Annotated in this window: 14 protein-coding genes; 11 read left to right on the plus strand and 3 right to left on the minus strand. The window is 67.9% G+C overall.

What is annotated here, in order from left to right:
* Window positions 1-20: 20 nt before the first annotated feature.
* On the minus strand, window positions 21-842 hold the full coding sequence (locus OG884_RS30890) for a VOC family protein (protein WP_326638713.1): 822 nt from the start codon (window positions 840-842) through the stop codon (window positions 21-23).
* 155 nt (window positions 843-997) lie between these two features.
* On the minus strand, window positions 998-2,185 hold the full coding sequence (locus tag OG884_RS30895) for an amidohydrolase family protein (protein ID WP_326638714.1): 1,188 nt from the start codon (window positions 2,183-2,185) through the stop codon (window positions 998-1,000).
* Window positions 2,186-2,368: 183 nt separating this feature from the next.
* Between OG884_RS30895 and OG884_RS30900 the strand changes: the two genes are divergently transcribed.
* The 10 genes from OG884_RS30900 to OG884_RS30945 all read left to right on the plus strand — a co-directional run bounded on the left by OG884_RS30900 (window position 2,369) and on the right by OG884_RS30945 (window position 13,546).
* A complete protein-coding gene (locus tag OG884_RS30900) occupies window positions 2,369-3,235 on the plus strand; it encodes an amidohydrolase family protein (protein WP_326638716.1) in 867 nt (288 codons plus the stop codon).
* Between the two features lie 12 nt (window positions 3,236-3,247).
* Window positions 3,248-5,431, plus strand: coding sequence for an acyl-CoA dehydrogenase (locus OG884_RS30905; RefSeq protein ID WP_326638718.1), 2,184 nt, complete (start codon window positions 3,248-3,250; stop codon window positions 5,429-5,431).
* 43 nt (window positions 5,432-5,474) lie between these two features.
* Window positions 5,475-6,689 carry an amidohydrolase family protein gene (locus OG884_RS30910; RefSeq protein ID WP_326638719.1) on the plus strand — a complete coding sequence of 405 codons (1,215 nt, stop codon included), beginning with the start codon at window positions 5,475-5,477 and terminating at the stop codon, window positions 6,687-6,689.
* A gap of 475 nt (window positions 6,690-7,164) precedes the next feature.
* A complete protein-coding gene (locus tag OG884_RS30915; RefSeq protein ID WP_326638721.1) occupies window positions 7,165-7,929 on the plus strand; it encodes an ABC transporter ATP-binding protein in 765 nt (254 codons plus the stop codon).
* A complete protein-coding gene (locus OG884_RS30920) occupies window positions 7,926-8,636 on the plus strand; it encodes an ABC transporter ATP-binding protein (RefSeq protein WP_326638723.1) in 711 nt (236 codons plus the stop codon). The genes OG884_RS30915 and OG884_RS30920 overlap by 4 nt, the downstream gene beginning before the upstream one ends.
* A gap of 7 nt (window positions 8,637-8,643) precedes the next feature.
* Window positions 8,644-9,543 carry a branched-chain amino acid ABC transporter permease gene (locus OG884_RS30925; RefSeq protein ID WP_326638725.1) on the plus strand — a complete coding sequence of 300 codons (900 nt, stop codon included), beginning with the start codon at window positions 8,644-8,646 and terminating at the stop codon, window positions 9,541-9,543.
* On the plus strand, window positions 9,540-10,559 hold the full coding sequence (locus OG884_RS30930; protein ID WP_326638727.1) for a branched-chain amino acid ABC transporter permease: 1,020 nt from the start codon (window positions 9,540-9,542) through the stop codon (window positions 10,557-10,559). The genes OG884_RS30925 and OG884_RS30930 overlap by 4 nt, the downstream gene beginning before the upstream one ends.
* A gap of 35 nt (window positions 10,560-10,594) precedes the next feature.
* Window positions 10,595-11,917: an ABC transporter substrate-binding protein gene (locus OG884_RS30935; RefSeq protein WP_326638729.1), complete on the plus strand. Its 1,323-nt coding sequence runs from the start codon at window positions 10,595-10,597 to the stop codon at window positions 11,915-11,917.
* Window positions 11,918-11,927: 10 nt separating this feature from the next.
* Window positions 11,928-12,749: an SDR family NAD(P)-dependent oxidoreductase gene (locus OG884_RS30940; RefSeq protein WP_326638731.1), complete on the plus strand. Its 822-nt coding sequence runs from the start codon at window positions 11,928-11,930 to the stop codon at window positions 12,747-12,749.
* Between the two features lie 257 nt (window positions 12,750-13,006).
* Window positions 13,007-13,546 (plus strand): TetR/AcrR family transcriptional regulator, encoded by a 540-nt coding sequence (locus OG884_RS30945; protein ID WP_326638734.1) that lies wholly within the window; start codon window positions 13,007-13,009, stop codon window positions 13,544-13,546.
* A 174-nt stretch (window positions 13,547-13,720) separates the two neighbouring features.
* On the opposite strand, the gene OG884_RS30950 is transcribed toward OG884_RS30945, so the two are convergent.
* On the minus strand, window positions 13,721-15,031 hold the full coding sequence (locus OG884_RS30950) for an ISAs1 family transposase (protein WP_326638736.1): 1,311 nt from the start codon (window positions 15,029-15,031) through the stop codon (window positions 13,721-13,723).
* A 572-nt stretch (window positions 15,032-15,603) separates the two neighbouring features.
* Here OG884_RS30950 and OG884_RS30955 point away from each other — a divergent pair.
* Window positions 15,604-16,179, plus strand: coding sequence for a biotin transporter BioY (locus OG884_RS30955; RefSeq protein WP_326638738.1), 576 nt, complete (start codon window positions 15,604-15,606; stop codon window positions 16,177-16,179).
* Window positions 16,180-16,197: the final 18 nt, after the last annotated feature.

A 16,197-nucleotide genomic window follows, 5' to 3' on the forward strand; every position in this document is an offset into this window, starting at 1 on the left:
AGCTGCAAGCTCGGTCCCTTTCAGGGCCGAGAAGCTGACTGCCGGTCGATGTCCTGCCATGCCTGAAGGACCGCGACGTCGGTCGACGGCTCGTACGGCATGCGTACGGCCTGTGTGCCTCCATCCTTCAGGTCGTCAGGGGTGAGGTCGGGGGAGCCGAACACGACGTGGTCGACCCCCACTCCGTGGGTGAGCCACAGGCCCGCGCCGCCGGGTGTCTCCTCGCGCTCGCGGACGAGCAGGTTACGGCCGGTACCCCAGCTGATGAGGAACCAGCCCCGGCCCCCCTGGCGGACGTGACCGCGCAGCTGGTCCGCGAACAGCGTCCTGGCGGTGTCGAGCGACGCCACGGTCAGGCCGACCCAGGAGATGGCGCACGGTTTCCCGGCGGACTCGGGGAAGCCCTCGGGAGCGGGTGAGGTGAACCCGCCCACCAGGTCCTTGTCCGACTCGGCAAGCTGTATCAGTGTCCCCATACCCGCCTGTTTCGGGTGCAGGAACGCCTCTTTCCAGTAGGTTTCATTCCGGCCACCCAGGGTGTCGATCCCGATCGCCCGTAACCGGTCCAGGGCGTCGACCAGGGAAGGGACCTGGAAGGTGAGATGGTGCGGGCCGGGGCCGTTCCTGTCGATGAACCGCCGCATGAAGCCGCCGGGCCGGGCGCCGGGGGAGATGAACTCCAGCCTCATGTCGTGGGCGTAGATCAGTTGGTAGGGCGCGAACTCGCCCGCGTCACCTCCGTGTGACCATGAGCCGCCCAGGTGAACGGCGAAACGAGGGTAGGCGTCCTCCCATGACTCGACCCCGATGGCGAGGTGGTCGAAGATGACGACGTCTGACATGTGCGTCCTCTCCCGTGCGGGAATCTCTGGAAACGGCGGCGGGCCCGGACGGCATGTCGTCCGGGCCCGCGGGCCTCGGTCTGATTCGGTCCGGCTTGGCCCGGTCCGGTTAGGTCTGACTCGGCCCGGTTTGGTTCGGCCTGGCTCGGTCCGGTTCAGGCCGGCAGCCGGGTGGCGAGTTCGAGACCGTTGTCGCGCATCACGCGCCTGCTCTGCTCCACCGTGTACTGGAAGTTCTCCAGGTCCTTGATGTAGGAGCCGGGGTCGGCCAGGCCCTCGACGTGCGGGTAGTCCGATCCCATCAGGATCCGGTCGACGCCGACGAGGTCGCGCAGCGCGCCCAGTTCGTCCTCGTAGAAGGGGGCCACCCAGATGTGCCGCCTGAACGTCTCGCGAGGGTCCTCGGGATACAGGTACGGAGTCTGGCCGAAGGACTTCTTGAGCTTGTCGAACAGGTGGAAGACCCAGTCGGAGCCCACTTCGATCGAGGCGATCCGCAGCCGGGGGAAGCGCTCGAACAGCCGGTTGGCGAGCATGCTCGCGATGGTGTCCTGAAGCGAGTTCGCCGAGACGAGGCCGCGGAAGGGACTGGCGCGGAACGCCTCGGTGAACTCGCTCTCACCCCAGTCGGCCAGGTATTTGCTGTAGTAGGAGTCGCCGCCGTGGTAGAGCACGGTGATGCCGGCCTCGTTCGCCCGCGCCCAGAAGCCGTCGAACATCGGGTCGGCGGGTGACCTGCCGCCGCTGGGGGTCATGACGGGCCCGCCCACCATGACGACGAAGCGGGCGTCCTGCTCAAGTGCCCACTCCAGTTCCCTGACCGCGTTGTCGGGGTCGACCAGCGTGATGTACGGCGCGGCGAAGATGCGCTCCCGGTAGGCGAATCCCCAGTCCTCGGCGAGCCAGCGGTTGAAGGCGCGGAAGGCCGCGGTGAGCGCGGGCACGTCGTGCAGGAGCGCCTGCTCCATGCCGACGCCGAGGGTGGGCAGGAAGATAGCGCCCTGCATGCCCTGCTCGTCCATGAGTGCGAGCCGCGCGTCACGGTCGCGGTACTCGGGCCGGACGGGTTCCAGTTCGCCGAAGAGTTCGAGTGTCCCTGCGGACTTGGGGTTGCGGCCGCGGAAGTACTCGTCCATGGCGCCCGGCTTGGCCACCGGGTCGAAGGTCGGGTTGGGGATGAACTTGTTCACCCGGCCCCCGACCAGGAGCCGGGTCCTGCCGTTGATCGTCGCCCACTGCATCGTTCGCTTGGCGAACTCGGGTTCCAGGTGGCGGGTGAAGGCGTCGAGTGCCTCGTAGTAGTGGTTGTCGCAGTCGAAGTACCTGAAGGGCAGGTCAGCCACGGGTTCGTACCTCCCGGTCGTCGCACACGGCACTCTTGGGCCGCCGCATGCAATGTAGAACGGGATTTCAGTTGTTGCAAGCATGGTTCATACCTGTGACCATTGGGGAAGCTGTCATCGACCTCTTGACGAAACTGAAATCCTGTTTCAGAGTACCGAGCCAGGACTGAAAAGGAGCTCGCGATGGCCATGCCGTCCGGAGTGCCCGTCATCGACACGATGATCGGATTCCCGCAGAAGGACTTCTCGCAGTACGACTTCATCCGCAGGCAGACCAGGGACCGGGGGTCGCTGGAGGAGATGCAGTTCCCCGCGGAGTACATGTTCAAGCAGGTCCCCAAGGACCTCCCCGCCGACGACCCGATCGGCACCACCCTGGAGCAGATGGACCGCTACGGCATCGTCCAGGGCCTGATCGGAGTCTCCGACGAGGTGTCCCGGGCGGCCTTGAAGCGGTACCCCGACCGTTTCATCCCCTCGGGCAACGTCGACGACCCGAACGACGTCGTGGGCAGCGTGCGCGCCCTGCGACGTGACTACGAGGAGTACGGGATCCGTGCCGTCGGATCGTTCCCGGCGGGGACGTTTCCCCAGGTCGCCATCGATGACCCGAAGATGTACCCCATCTACGCGACCTGCGTGGAACTCGACATCCCCATCTTCGTGTGCGCGGGTATTCCCGGGCCGAGGCTGAAGTTCGCCCCGCAGGAGGTGTCGCGGATCGACACCGTCATGTACGACTTCCCCGACCTGGTCATGGTGACCCGCCACGGCTGTGAGCCCTGGGAGCGGCTCGCGGTGAAACTGATGCTCAAGTGGCCGAACCTGTACTACTCCACCTCCGCCTTCGCCCCCAAGCACTACCCCGAGGCCATCATCAGGTACGCCAACACCCGGGGCGCCGACAAGATCCTCTACGCCGGCTACTTCCCGATGGGGCTCTCCCTGGAGCGGATCTTCACCGACATGCCGGGCGTGCCCTTCAAGGACGAGGTGTGGCCGAAGTTCCTCTCCGGAAACACCCGGCGCATCCTCAAGCTGGACAGGTGAGGTGACGAGACGATGTCGATCGCACTGACCGAGGACCAGCAGGCGCTCGCCGAGTCCATCGCCGGTTTCACCGCCCGCCACGTGAGCTCCGGGTCGACCCGGGCCGAGTTCGAGGACCTGGCGGCCGGGGTGTGGCCGTCGGTCTGGGGCCATCTGGTGGAGCAGGGCGTTCTCGCCATGCACCTGCCCGCCGAGTACGGCGGTGACGACGCCGGGCTCGTCGAGCTCGCCGTCGTCCTGGAGGAGACGGGGCGGGGGCTGATGCCCGGCCCGCTGCTCCCCACCCTGCTGACCAGCCTGGTCGTCGCACGGCACGGTGGCGGCGACCTCTGCGCCCGGGCACTGCCGCGCTTCGCGGGCGGCTCCACCGGCGCGTGCGCCACCACACCGAAGGGCCTTGTCGCAGTGCGCAGGCGGGGCGGCTGGCAGGTGAGCGGCACAACCGAGCCCGTCCTCGGCGCGCTCAGCGGAGAGCACCTGGTGCTCGGTGCCGAGGCTCCCGAAGGCACCGTCTGGTTCCTGCTGGAGCCGGCGGAGCGGGACGCGGTCAAGGTCTCCCGGCAGTCGGGAGTCGACCTCTCCCGTGACATCGGATCCGTCACGGCCGAGGGGCTGCTCGTGCCCTTCGACCGGGTGCTCGCCGTCGACAGCACCGAGTTGCGCTCGCTCGCGGCCGTGCTGTTCGCCGCGGAGGCCGTCGGCATCGCGCGCTGGTGCCAGGAGAGCGGGCTCGGCTACGTCCAGGTGCGCGAGCAGTTCGGCCGGCCGATCGGTTCCTTCCAGGCCATCAAGCACAAGTGCGCGAAGATGTTCATCCAGAGCCGGCTCATGTCGGCGGCGGCCTGGGACGCGGCCTCGGCCGTCGACCAGGACAGGGAGCAGTTCGCGTTCGCCGCCGCCTCGGCCGCGGTCACCTGTCTCGGCGGCATCGCGGAACTGGGCCTGGAGACGGTCACCCTGTTCGGCGGCATCGGCTACACCTGGGAGCACGACGCCCATCTGTACTGGCGCCGCGCGATGAGCCTGGCGACCCTGCTGGGTCCCGCGCACGAGTGGGAGGAGGGCGCCGGGCGGCTCGCCCGCGTCACCGAGCGGGCCAGGACCGTCGATCTCACCGGCGAGCCGGCGGGACTGCGCGCCCGGATCGCGGAGACGCTCGGCGAGATCGCCGCGGCACCCGAGGCCGAGCGGCGTCGCCTGCTGGCGGAGGCCGGCCTGGTCTCCCCGCACTACCCCAGGCCGTACGGGCTGGCGGCGGACCCGACCTCGCAGGTGGTGATCTCCCAGGAGTACGAGCGCGCCGGCCTGACCCAGCCGTCGACGGTCATCGGCGAGTGGGCCCTGCCCACGGTCATCGCGCACGGGACCGAGCGGCAGCGCGAACGCTTCGTCATGCCCACGCTCCTCGGCGACATCGTCTGGTGCCAGCTGTTCAGCGAGCCGGGTGCCGGGTCGGACCTCGCCTCGCTGAAGACCCGGGCCGAGAAGGCGGACGGGGGCTGGGTGCTCAACGGCCAGAAGGTCTGGACGTCGAGCGCGCACGAGGCCGACTGGGGCATCTGCCTGGCCAGGAGCGACGCCGAGGCCCCCAAGCACAAGGGCCTGAGCTACTTCCTGGTGGACATGCGCTCCGCCGGGGTGGAGGTCCGGCCGCTGCGCGAGGCCAACGGCGGCTACCTCTTCAATGAGGTTTTCTTCGACGGGGTCTTCGTCCCCGACGACTGCCTGGTCGGCAAGCCCGGCGAGGGATGGCGGCTGGCCCGCACCACGCTGGGCAACGAGCGGGTGAGCATGGGAAGCGGCATGTCCGGCCCCCGGGAGAATCCCGCCCGCACCGCCGAGGCGCTGGGCGTCGACGGGCCGGCGGTGGTCCGCGACATCGGGGTGCTGACCGCGAAGGTCAACTCCTTCGAGGCGCTCGCCCAGCGCGTGTTCCTGCGACAGCTCTCCGGCCTGCAACCGGGTGCCGAGTCGAGCGTGCTGAAGGTCGTGTCGGCATGGAACGCCGCGGAGATCCGCGGCAGGCAGCTGAGCTGGCTGGGTTCGAGTGCCGGTGTCCTCACCGGTGAGGCCGGCGACGCCGCCCAGGCGCTGCTCTCGGTACCGCCCCTGCTGATCGGCGGGGGGACCAGCGAGATCCAGCTGAACGTGATCGCGGAGCAGGTCCTGCGCCTCCCCCGTGAACAGGTTCGATGAGCACCGGTTCACAGTGATCAAACCAGAGTTCAGGGAGACACCCATGGCAGAGCAGGAATCGCGCTACACCGTCATATCGTCGGACACCCATGCCGGGGGAAGTCACGCGATGTACCGGGAGTTCCTGGAGCAGAGGTACCACGACGACTTCGACGCCTGGCGGGGCCGGTACAAGAACCCGTTCAGCGATCTCGGTGACACGCGCCGGTACCGCAACTGGGACGACGAGATGCGCGACTCCCAGCAGGACGCGGACGGTGTCGTCGGCGAGGTCATCTTCCCCAACACGGTTCCCCCCTTCTTTCCCAGTTTCGTGCTGTTCGCACGGCCGCCCAAGCCGGACGAGTACCAGCACCGCCTCGCCGGAATCCGCGCTCACAACCGCTGGCTGGAGGCGTTCTGCCGGCGGGCGCCGGAACGACGGGCGGGCATCGGCCAGATCTTCCTCAACGACGTCGACGACGCCATCGCCGACGTTCGCTGGATCAAGGAGCACGGGTTGCGCGGGGGAGTGCTGCTGCCCACGATCCCGCCGGACGTCGACTGGATCAAGCCGCTGAACCATCCCGACTACGACCGGCTGTGGGCGGTGTGCGAGGAGCTCGAGGTTCCGGTGAACGTGCACGGCGGCACCGGCTCGCCCGCGTACGCGCCGCTGCCGTCGTCCGCCCTCATCATGCTCTCCGAGATCACCCACTACTCGCGGCGGCCCCTGCTGTTCATGCTGCTCTCCGGCGTTTTCGAGCGCTTCCCGAGGCTCAAGGTCGTGCTGACCGAGCAGGGTTGCTCGTGGCTGCCGCCCCTGCTGGAGCAGCTGGACTCGACCCTGGCGGCGATTCGCGACAGCGGCGCGATCGGTGAGCTGAGGTTCAAGCCGGAGCACATCCTGCCCAGGTCGGCCACCGAGTACTTCCGGCAGAACGTCTGGCTGGGCGTGAGCTTCCCCCAGCGTGCCGACGCCGCCGCGGCCCGCGTCCTCGGCGTCGACAAGTTCATGTGGGGCAGCGACTACCCCCACGACGAGGGCACCTACCCGTACACGACCCTGTCCCTGCGCCAGCTCTTCCACGACTGGCCGGAGGCGGACCTGCGGAAGATCCTCGCGGAGAACGCGGCCGACGTCTACGGCTTCGATCTGAACGCTCTCGCGGGTCCGGCGTCGCGCCTCGGTCCCAGGGTCTCCGAAGTCGCCCAGCCGCTCACCGAGCTGCCGGACAACCCCAACGAGGCCCTGGTCCGCAACGTGACAGCGGCCTGACCCGCCACCACCGCAACGTGACAGCGGCCCGACCCGCCACCTGAGCCGAGGTCGCGCGGCGGCCACGGCCGTCGCGCGACCTCGGCGCGCTCCGGCTCATCTCTTTGAAACGAGGTTTTCGTTCATATCTCAAACCTCTGCCCGGCCGTCGTACTCCAAGTGTGATCACAGTTGCCTCGGTGAAACACAGGCTTCTGAGCTGGCTAAACATGACATCTATTGTCAGAGTTCGGGCCGTGGGGCTTAGGCGCGTCGAGCCCTTGGAAACCTTGACGAAACAGGAATCTTGTTTCAGGATCAGACCCAACCTGATCGCCGGACCGGCGAGGGCATCCGGTGAATCCCACCCCTCGAACGTTGTCCCGACCGACTCAGATGTCCCGACACGTGCCCGATTCGAAAAGTGTCACCGAGGAAGGGGCGGTTCCATGATCGCCTACAGTCCACCCACCCCCCAAAGCAGCGGAGGCCGTTCATGAGCCTCCTTGACGTACAGGACCTGACCTTGCGGTTCGGCGGTGTACGCGCCCTGGACGGCGTGTCCTTCGCCGTGGAGGAAGGTGCTCTCGTCGCCCTTGTCGGCCCCAACGGTGCCGGGAAGAGCAGCGTGTTCAACTGCGTCAGCGGCCTGTACCGGCCGAATGACGGCAGCATCGAGTTCGCCGGCGAGAACATCCTCACGCTGCCCTCCCACGCGCTCGCCTCCCGCGGGATCGGACGGACCTTCCAGAACCTCGCCCTGTTCCCGCGCCTGACCGTGTTGGAGAACGTGCTGCTCGGAGGCCATACCGCGCACCGCTCCAACGCCCTGGCGTGCGCCCTGCGCTGGCCGGGGGAGAGGCGCCGAGAGCGAGAGGCGCGAGGACGCGCCCTCGAGGTGCTCACCGAGCTCCGGCTCGCCCATCTCGCGGACCAGCCGGCGGCGGGGCTTCCCTTCGGCACGCTGAAGCGCATCGAGATCGCCCGCGCCGTCATGAGCGGCCCGCGCCTGCTACTGCTGGACGAGCCCGCCGCGGGCCTGACCCACGGCGAGGTCGAGGAACTCGGCACGACGATCCGCTCGCTCCGCGAGACGCACGGACTCACGGTGCTCCTGGTGGAACACCACATGGGCCTGGTCATGACCATCTCGGAGAAGGTGATCGTGCTCAACCTCGGACAGGTCATCGCCCAGGGGCCGCCCGGCGAGGTGTCGACGGATCCGGCCGTGGTCGCCGCCTACCTGGGAGCCGCCGCATGACCGCCGCACTGGCCGTCACCGGCCTCACGGCGGGCTACGGATCGCTCATCGTGCTGCGGGACCTGACCTTCCATGTGGACCCCGGCGAGATCGTCGTCATCCTGGGGGCGAACGGCGCGGGCAAGACCACCACGCTGCGGGCGCTCAGCGGAGAGATCCCGGCGGAGGGGACGATCGAGCTCGCCGACCGGCAGGTGGGCGGGCTCCGTGCGGACCAGCGGGCCCGGCTCGGCATCGGACACGTGCCCGAGGGACGTGGCACCTTCGTGGACCTCACCGTCGAGGAGAACCTGCGGCTCGGCGCGTACCACCGGCCGGCGCGGGAGGTGCCCGGCGCGATGGAGCGCTGGTTCGAGGTCTTCCCCCAGCTGGCGGAGCGACGCGGACAGCTCGCGGGCAGCATGAGCGGAGGCGAGCAGCAGATGCTCGCGGTGGCGCGGGCCCTGATGGGCGCACCGAAGCTGCTGCTGCTGGACGAGCCCTCGATGGGACTGGCGCCGATGCTGGTCGCGGAGCTGTTCCGGAACCTGGCCGAGATGAACAGGCGGACCGGCACCGCGATGCTGCTCGTCGAGCAGAACGCCGAACTCGCGCTGTCGATCGCCGATCGCGCGTACGTGCTGGAGCACGGTCGGATCGTCTCGACCGGCACCGCCGAGGAACTGCGCGGCGACGACTCCATCCGCCGGGCCTACCTGGGAGTTTGACACCGCAATGGAATTGTTGATCCAGCGCCTGGTCGACGGAACGTCGAACGGGTTCCTCTACGGGGCCGTGGCACTGGCCCTGGTGCTCATCTATCGCTCCACCGGACTGATGAACTTCGCCCAGGGCGAGATGGCGATGTTCAGCACCTTCGTGGTCTGGAAGCTGGCGGACCAGACCCTGGGGCTGGGGCTCGCCCTGGTCGTCGCCATCCCGGTCGGCATCCTTTTCGCCTTCCTGCTCGGGGCGGTCATAGAACGCGTCGTGATCCGGCCCTTCGAAGGGGGGACCAACAACCACCTCAGGCTGCTGATCGTCACCCTCGGCCTCTTCCTCGCGATCAACGCCCTGGCCGGATACATCTTCAGCACCGACACCGAACGGCTGGAGTCGCCGTTCCCGGTCGGCGGCCTGAACCTCGGCGGCGTCAACATCAGCTACCTGGAGATCGGCACGATCGTCGTCTTCCTACTCGTGGCGCTGCTCATCCGGCAGCTCTTCATGGGCACGAAGCTCGGCCTCGGCCTGCGCGCCGCCGCCATGAACCCCTCCTCAAGCCGTCTGGTCGGGATCGACGTGAGCCGGATGATGATGATCGGCTGGGGGCTGGCCTCGGCGATCGGAGCCCTCGCGGCGGTCCTGGTGGCCCCCGTCGTGTTCGTCAGCACGAACATGATGGCCACCCTCCTGCTGTACGGATTCGCCGCGGCGGTGGTGGGCGGCTTCGAGAGCGCGCCCGGCGCCCTGGTGGGCGGCGTGCTGGTGGGCCTCATCCAGTCCCTGTCCGCCGGTTACCTGCCCTTCATCGGTAACCAGCTCCAGCTCGCGACCGCGTTCGCGGTGATCCTTCTCGTCCTGCTGATCCGCCCGCAGGGGCTGTTCGGCCGAGTTCCGGTGGAGCGGGTATGACCACAATGCGAACGACCGCCGGCGCGGCGCCCTGGCTCGTCGGCCTGGTCCTTCTCTTCCTGGCCCCGTTCGTCCTGGGAGTCACCGGCATCCGGGGCCTGCTGGAGGTGTTCTTCCTCGCCGTCGCCGTGATGAGCCTCAACCTGCTGACCGGTTTCAACGGGCAGCCGTCGATCGGCCACAGCGCGCTGATGGGCCTCGGCGCGTACACCACGGCGCTGGCGGTGCAGAACTACGGCTGGTCCTACTGGACGGTGCTGCCGATCGCGATCCTCATCGCCGCACTGGTGGGCGCGGTGGCCGGCATCCCGGCCCTGCGGATCCGCGGCATGAACCTGGCGCTCGTCACGATGGCACTGGCCCTGGTCTTCCCCCAGATACCGGTGCGTTTCACCGACTGGACCGGTGGCACCGCCGGGCTGACCGTCGACCGGAACCTGAGCGCCCCCGTCTCGCTGGGCGTCTCCGACGTCGCGTGGCAGTACTGGGTGCTGCTGACGATCACCGCGCTGATCTTCCTGCTCATCCGCAACGTCATGCACAGCTCGGTCGGCCGCTCCCTCATCGCGATCCGCGACCAGCACGTGGCGGCACACACGGTGGGCATCAACGTCAAGGCGACGAAGGTGGCCGTGTTCGCCGCCAGCGCCGCGGTGGCCGGCGTGTCCGGATGGATGTTCACGGTCACCAACCAGTTCGTCAGCCCCGGTGACTTCACGGTCCTGGTATCGATCAACCTGCTGCTCGGCATGGCCATCGGCGGATCGGGAACCCTGGTGGGTCCGATCCTCGGCGCGGTGTTCCTGCACTACGTCCCCGAACTGCTGGCCGCGGCCGGCGTCAACCCCCAGCTCACGCCCGCGGTGTACGGCGTGCTGCTGATCCTGCTCACCTTCTTCCTGCCTCAGGGCCTCGCCGGAGGCGCCAGGACCGTGATCCAGCGGCTCCGCGGGCCGCGCGGCGGAGCCGTCACACCGGAGAAGGAATCCCAGTCCCCCCGTCCCGTCGCCGCCTGACTCCGGCCCTCCGCGCACCACACGAAGGAGAACCGATGACCCCCAGACCTCATGTACGACTGCTCGCCGTCATGGCCGTGCTCTCCCTTTCCGCCACGGCCTGCGGCGGCAGTGCCATCTCGGCCGCGGGCGCCGGCCAACCCGCGCCCGCGGCCGCCGGGGCGGCGGCCGGCTGCCCCGACAACGGCACCGAGGGGCTGACCGACACCACGATCAAGCTCGGCGTGTCACAACCGCTGTCCGGACCACTCGTCGCCGTCGGCGGGGGCTTCGTGGTCGGCATGAACGCCTACTTCAACTACGTCAACAGCAAGGGCGGCATCCAGGGACCGGACGGTAAGAGGCGCAAGGTCGAACTGATCGCCAAGGACGACCAGTACGTGGCCACCAAGACCAAGGCCAACGTCTCCGCGCTGATCTCCCAGGACAAGGTCTTCGCGATGCTCGGCCTGTTCGGCACGTCCGGGAACCTGGCGGCGCGGCCGTTGCTCGCCAAGGAGTGCGTGCCCTCGCTGTTCCCCACCTCGGGAGCGCCCGAGCTCGGCAACCCGGACTATCCCTGGGGCGGGCCCGCGGGAAGCATCTCCTACCTGCTGGAGGCCAAGGCGACCGGGGAGTACCTGAAGTCGGTCAACCCGAACGCCAAGGTCGCGATCCTGCACCAGGAGGACGACCTCGGCCGCGCCTACCTGCAGGGTTTCAAGAAGGGCATCGCCAACTCGAACATCGAGATCGTGAAGACGGAGTCCTTCGAGTCCACCGACCCCGATGTCGCCAACCAGATCACCAGCCTTGCCGCGTCCGGCGCCGACACGTTCTACGACATCGCCATCGGTCTGCAGGCGATGCAGGCGCTGAACCACGTGCACGCCAGCGGGTGGAAGCCACGCATCCTGCAGGCGGCCCAGCTGGGCCTGTCACTGCTCAAGAAGCTGCAGCCGGGAGCGGGCGACGGCCTGGTCATCTCCACCACCGCCTACGACCCCGACCTGCCGGAGAACGCCGACCTACCGCAGATCAAGCTCTATCTGGAGTGGTTCGAGAAGACACCCGGGCACGAGAAGCAGGTGCCGTCCACGGCCGTCGGCGGCTGGACGGCCGGGATGCTCGCGACATGGGCGATCGAGCACGCCAAGACCATGGACCGGGTGGGCGTGATGGAGTCGGCGCACAACATGGAGGTGACCGAACCGACCGTCTACCTGCCGGGTGTGAAGGTGCGCACCGGTGACGGCGACGACTTCCTGCTCGAAGGGGTCCTGCAGCAGCGGCTGGACCGCGCCGCGGGCAGGCTGATCCCCATCGGAGAGGTGCAGGACTTCGACGGCACCACCGAGTACGAGAAGATCACAGGATGAGGGCCCTGCCATGTTGCTGACCGGATTCGAAGGCAGGGTCGCGCTCGTCACAGGAGCGGCGCGGATGCGATCCATCGGCCGCTCCATCGCCCTGGGCCTGGCCGAGGCGGGCTGCGACGTCGCCGTGACCGGCACCAACCGGCCGCCGGAGGCATTTCCCGCACACGAGCGGGACGCCGGATGGCAGGGGCTGGCCTCGGTCGCGACGGAGATCGCGGCGCTGGGACGGCGATGCGTGACCATAACGACGGACGGGGCCGCGAACGAGGAGAACGCCGGCCATGTCCTCGACGAGGTCGTACGAGGGCTCGGCCGGGTCGACATCCTCGTCAACAACGCGGCCGCGTCACGGGGCGCCGACCGGGTGAGCGTGGCCGGACTGGATCCGGCGGTGTGGGACACCGTGATCGGCACCAACCTCACCGGTTCCTTTCAGCTGAGCCGGGTGGTCGCGCGACACCTGCTCGCCAGGAAGGAGGGCGGAAGCATCGTCAACATCTCGTCCATCGGTGGCAAGCTGATGGGGGCCAGGACGGCCGCGTACTCCGCCTCGAAGGCGGGACTGCACGCGCTGACCTCGGCGATGGCCCAGGAGCTGGGGCCGGAGGGGATCCGCGTCAACGCCGTGTGTCCCGGGATAGTCCGGACCTCCCGGCTCGACGACCTGCCGGACGAGGCATGGGACCGCATCATCGAGACCACGGTGCCGCTCCGGCGGGCGGGTGATCCCGGTGAGGTGGCGAACCTGGTCGTGTTCCTCTGCAGCGACCAGGGCTCGTGGGTGACCGGACAGGCGTGGAACATCGACGGAGGTCAGCTGACGATCCACTGACGGAGTGGCCGGTGGCCGGTGGCGGGCTGAGGGCCGGTCACCGGCCACTTTGAACCCGGAGTTCTCCCACTTTGCGAACCAGGAAACAGAGAATTAACCCTGTTCACTCAGTCTGATCAGATCAACGAGTGGAATAGAGCTGTATTCTAGGTCAGTGTCCAGCGGGTCGAGGGGAACTGCCGGTGATTACTGACGTTTCGGGTCCGGTCGCGCCCGAGTTACTCCGCCGAGACCAGCGTGAGCGCCGGGAGCGAATCGTGCGCACCGCGCTGCGAAGCCTCGCGAGTAGTGATTACGAACGGGTCAAGGTGTCCGACGTGGCCCGGGACTCGGGTGTGGCGCTGGGCACGCTCTACAGGTACTTCACCTCCAAGGAGCACCTCTTCGCGGCCGCGTTCCGGGAGTGGCAGGAAGGGCTCAAGCGCAAACTCGACAAGTCCGCCCCTGCCGGAGAAACGGAGCGCGAGCGCATCGGTGATGTGCTTCATCGCACGGTTCGCGCTTTTCAGATGCAGCCCCAGTTCTATCGGGTTCTCATCGTGCTGGAGACGGCGTCCGACCCTTATGTCGCGGACATCTACCACTCGCTCGACGGGATCTTCGTCGATATCGTGAGATCCGGGTTCGCGAGCGAGGAAGCTCTGGACGAGGACCACCAGGCGATTTTTAGCGTCCTCACGGCCGTGCTCAACGGGGAGCTGCGCGCCTGGATCATGGGACGCCGGACCATCGACAATGTGTACAAGGCCATCGACGACGCCATCCGCCTGATCTACGAGTTTCCGGCGGGACGCTGAAGAAGCCCGGACCGGAGAGGGCGTGAGCGGGATTCGGGGTAATGCAATCGCTCGTACGCGGACCGGCCGTTGAGCCGAAAACCGCTGAGGTGTGGTTCACGACGAGATCCGTGAGCGTTACCTTCCACCCAGGGCCCCGGCGTTGAATTGTTATGTCCAAGTCCGTCCTGTTGATCAGATGTTGTAGACGGCGAATGCGGCATCGTGGTCGAGGAGATCGCGGCGAGCGTGGGCGATGTTGGCCCGGCCGGCCAGACGGATGGTGCTGATCGCCAGATTCCGGAGGCTGGCTAGGGTTCTGGGTGCGGTACCCGTCCTGACCTGGGAATGATCCTCCGCGAATGTGACGTCCCTGACCCAATTCAGCCGGTTTTCCACCCCCCAGTGCGCCCTTTCGTAGTGGTTGAGGTGCGCGGGGCCTGCCAATTCAACGGGCAGGCTGGTGATGCCGAACACGATCTCCTTGCTGGTCCAGGCGCCATCCAATTCGCCGACGTCGCGGCGGAGCCGGAAGGCTTGCCGGGCGCCGGGGAAGAGGCCGTCATCGGCAGAGGCGGTGCGGATGGTGCGGCGTTCCCTGCGGCCGTGCCCGTGATCGTCATCGACCGCGGTGGTTTGCGTCCAGTCGGCATCCGGCCCGGACAACAGCGCGTGCGCGGCGGCGCGTGCCAGCGGTTGATTGCCCTTGAGGATGAGGACGTAGTGGCCGCCCAGCTGGGTGATCAGACGGGCGGTGGTCTTGGTGGTGTGCAGGGCGTCCAAGGTCAAGACCATCCCGGCCACCCGCAGGTGGGGCAGCATCGCGCGGGCGGCGGGACCCTCGCCTTTCTTGCCGGCGACCTGACACTGGCCCAGGATCACGCCGTGCTCGTGGCTGATCGCGCCGACCAGGAAGACCCTCCCGTCTTCGCTGGTGCGTGCCCCGCGCAGGGCCTTGCCGTCCAGCGCCGCTGCGGGCAGCAGCCCGGCCGGGGCGGGATGGCTGAGCCGGCGTCGTGCCGCGCGGCGCTGTTCCCGTTCGGCGGGGCCGGGAGTGTCGGGCAGTTGTGGCGTCAGAGCCTCCTGCCGTATCACCTCGGCGACATAGCCGCTGATCGCGGCGTCCAGCGCATCGGCGTCCAGCTCCGCCAGAACACGGCGGAAGGTACGCTCACTGGGCACGAGGAACAACCCGGTGAACAGATCACGGTAGGCGCCCAGCCGCTCCAGCGCCGCTTGCGGGCTTCGGGCGGCCCACTGCCAGATCGCCGCGACGCTGTCGCCGCCGACGACCAGGGTCGCGCACGCGGCCAACGTCAAGATGGCCACCAGCGGATGGCGCAGACCGCAAGCAGACCGCCGATCGGGAACCGTCGCCAACCGGCGCATCAACGCCGATTCCACCACGACCGGATCGGGTGCCAGTTCGGACTCCCACAATGCCAAGTCGGCGAGCTGGTCAAGACACGAGACATGCGGGGAACTGGTCAGAGAAGATGGGGACACGAGCGCGACTCCTGCGATGATCTCCGGATTTCGACACCCGAAAGATCAGCAGAAGTCGCGCTCTTTCGCGTTCCACCTGGCCAAACGCTCAACGTCGGCATACCGCATCAGAACCCGGGAACGCCGGGGCCCTGACCTTCCACCGGGTCGTGAAACACAATCGGCTTCCCCTTCAGGAAGCGTCTGATCGCGTGTTCCCGGGTACGCCGTGCCATGGTCTGCCATCTTGAGATCGACGGTGCGGCCGACCGAGTGGTCTGTCACCTGTGTATGGCGATCCGTATGGGACACGGGCCCGCTCATACCGGTTAAAGAGAAAACAAGCTGAAAGATCAAGGCGGGTCGAGCCGTCGATCGCACCGCGCGATATGACGAGACGGGAGAGCGGATCGTCGATTTCTCGGCGCACTTGTTCGCGGCCAACGATTATGCCGATACCGGCTGCACCGAAACAGGCGACGAGATCAACCCGGCCGGTGGCGCACCGTACCATCGCCTACCACTACGGGTCGAAGGGCGCCAGGCCAACAGTCGTGGTGTTTCCAGGATGACCAGCGGATATCGTGTCGGATGTGTCGGAATCCCGTTCCCCCCTGCCCGCTGTCGACCTTGCCCGTACGGTCGTCTTCGCCGCCTTCATCGCGGTGCTTGGGATCTTTCCCGGAATCTACGCCGGCGGTTCGAGCGTCCCCATCGTGCTTCAGAACGCCGGGCCGTTGCTGGCCGGCAGCATCCTGGGCGCACGCCGTGGCGCCGCCTCCGTCGTGCTGTTCCTCGGGCTGGTCGCGATCGGCCTGCCGCTGCTCTCCGGCGGGCGGGGCGGCATCGGCTCGTTCTTCGCCCCGAGTAGCGGCTTCCTGATCGGCTGGGTCCTGTCCGCGCTGGTCGCAGGTCTGATCGTGTCGCGCGCCAAGCGCGTCGGGCTGCCGGTGCTGCTGCTGGCCAACGCGGCCGGGCTGGTCGCCGACTACCTGATCGGCATCCCGTTCCTCGGCGTGTACATCGGAGACCTGCCGGCGGCCGCGGTGCAGTCGCTGATCTTCGTGCCGGGTGATCTGATCAAGGTGGTGGCCGCCTCGCTGATCGCCGCCGTGGTGCATCGCGCCCTGCCGGGTCTGTCGGCGAGAGCGGCGACGCGAACCGGATGATGCTCGCGACTCCCCGCT

Origin of the sequence: Streptosporangium sp. NBC_01755 (assembly GCF_035917995.1) — a bacterium.
Lineage (GTDB): Bacteria > Actinomycetota > Actinomycetes > Streptosporangiales > Streptosporangiaceae > Streptosporangium.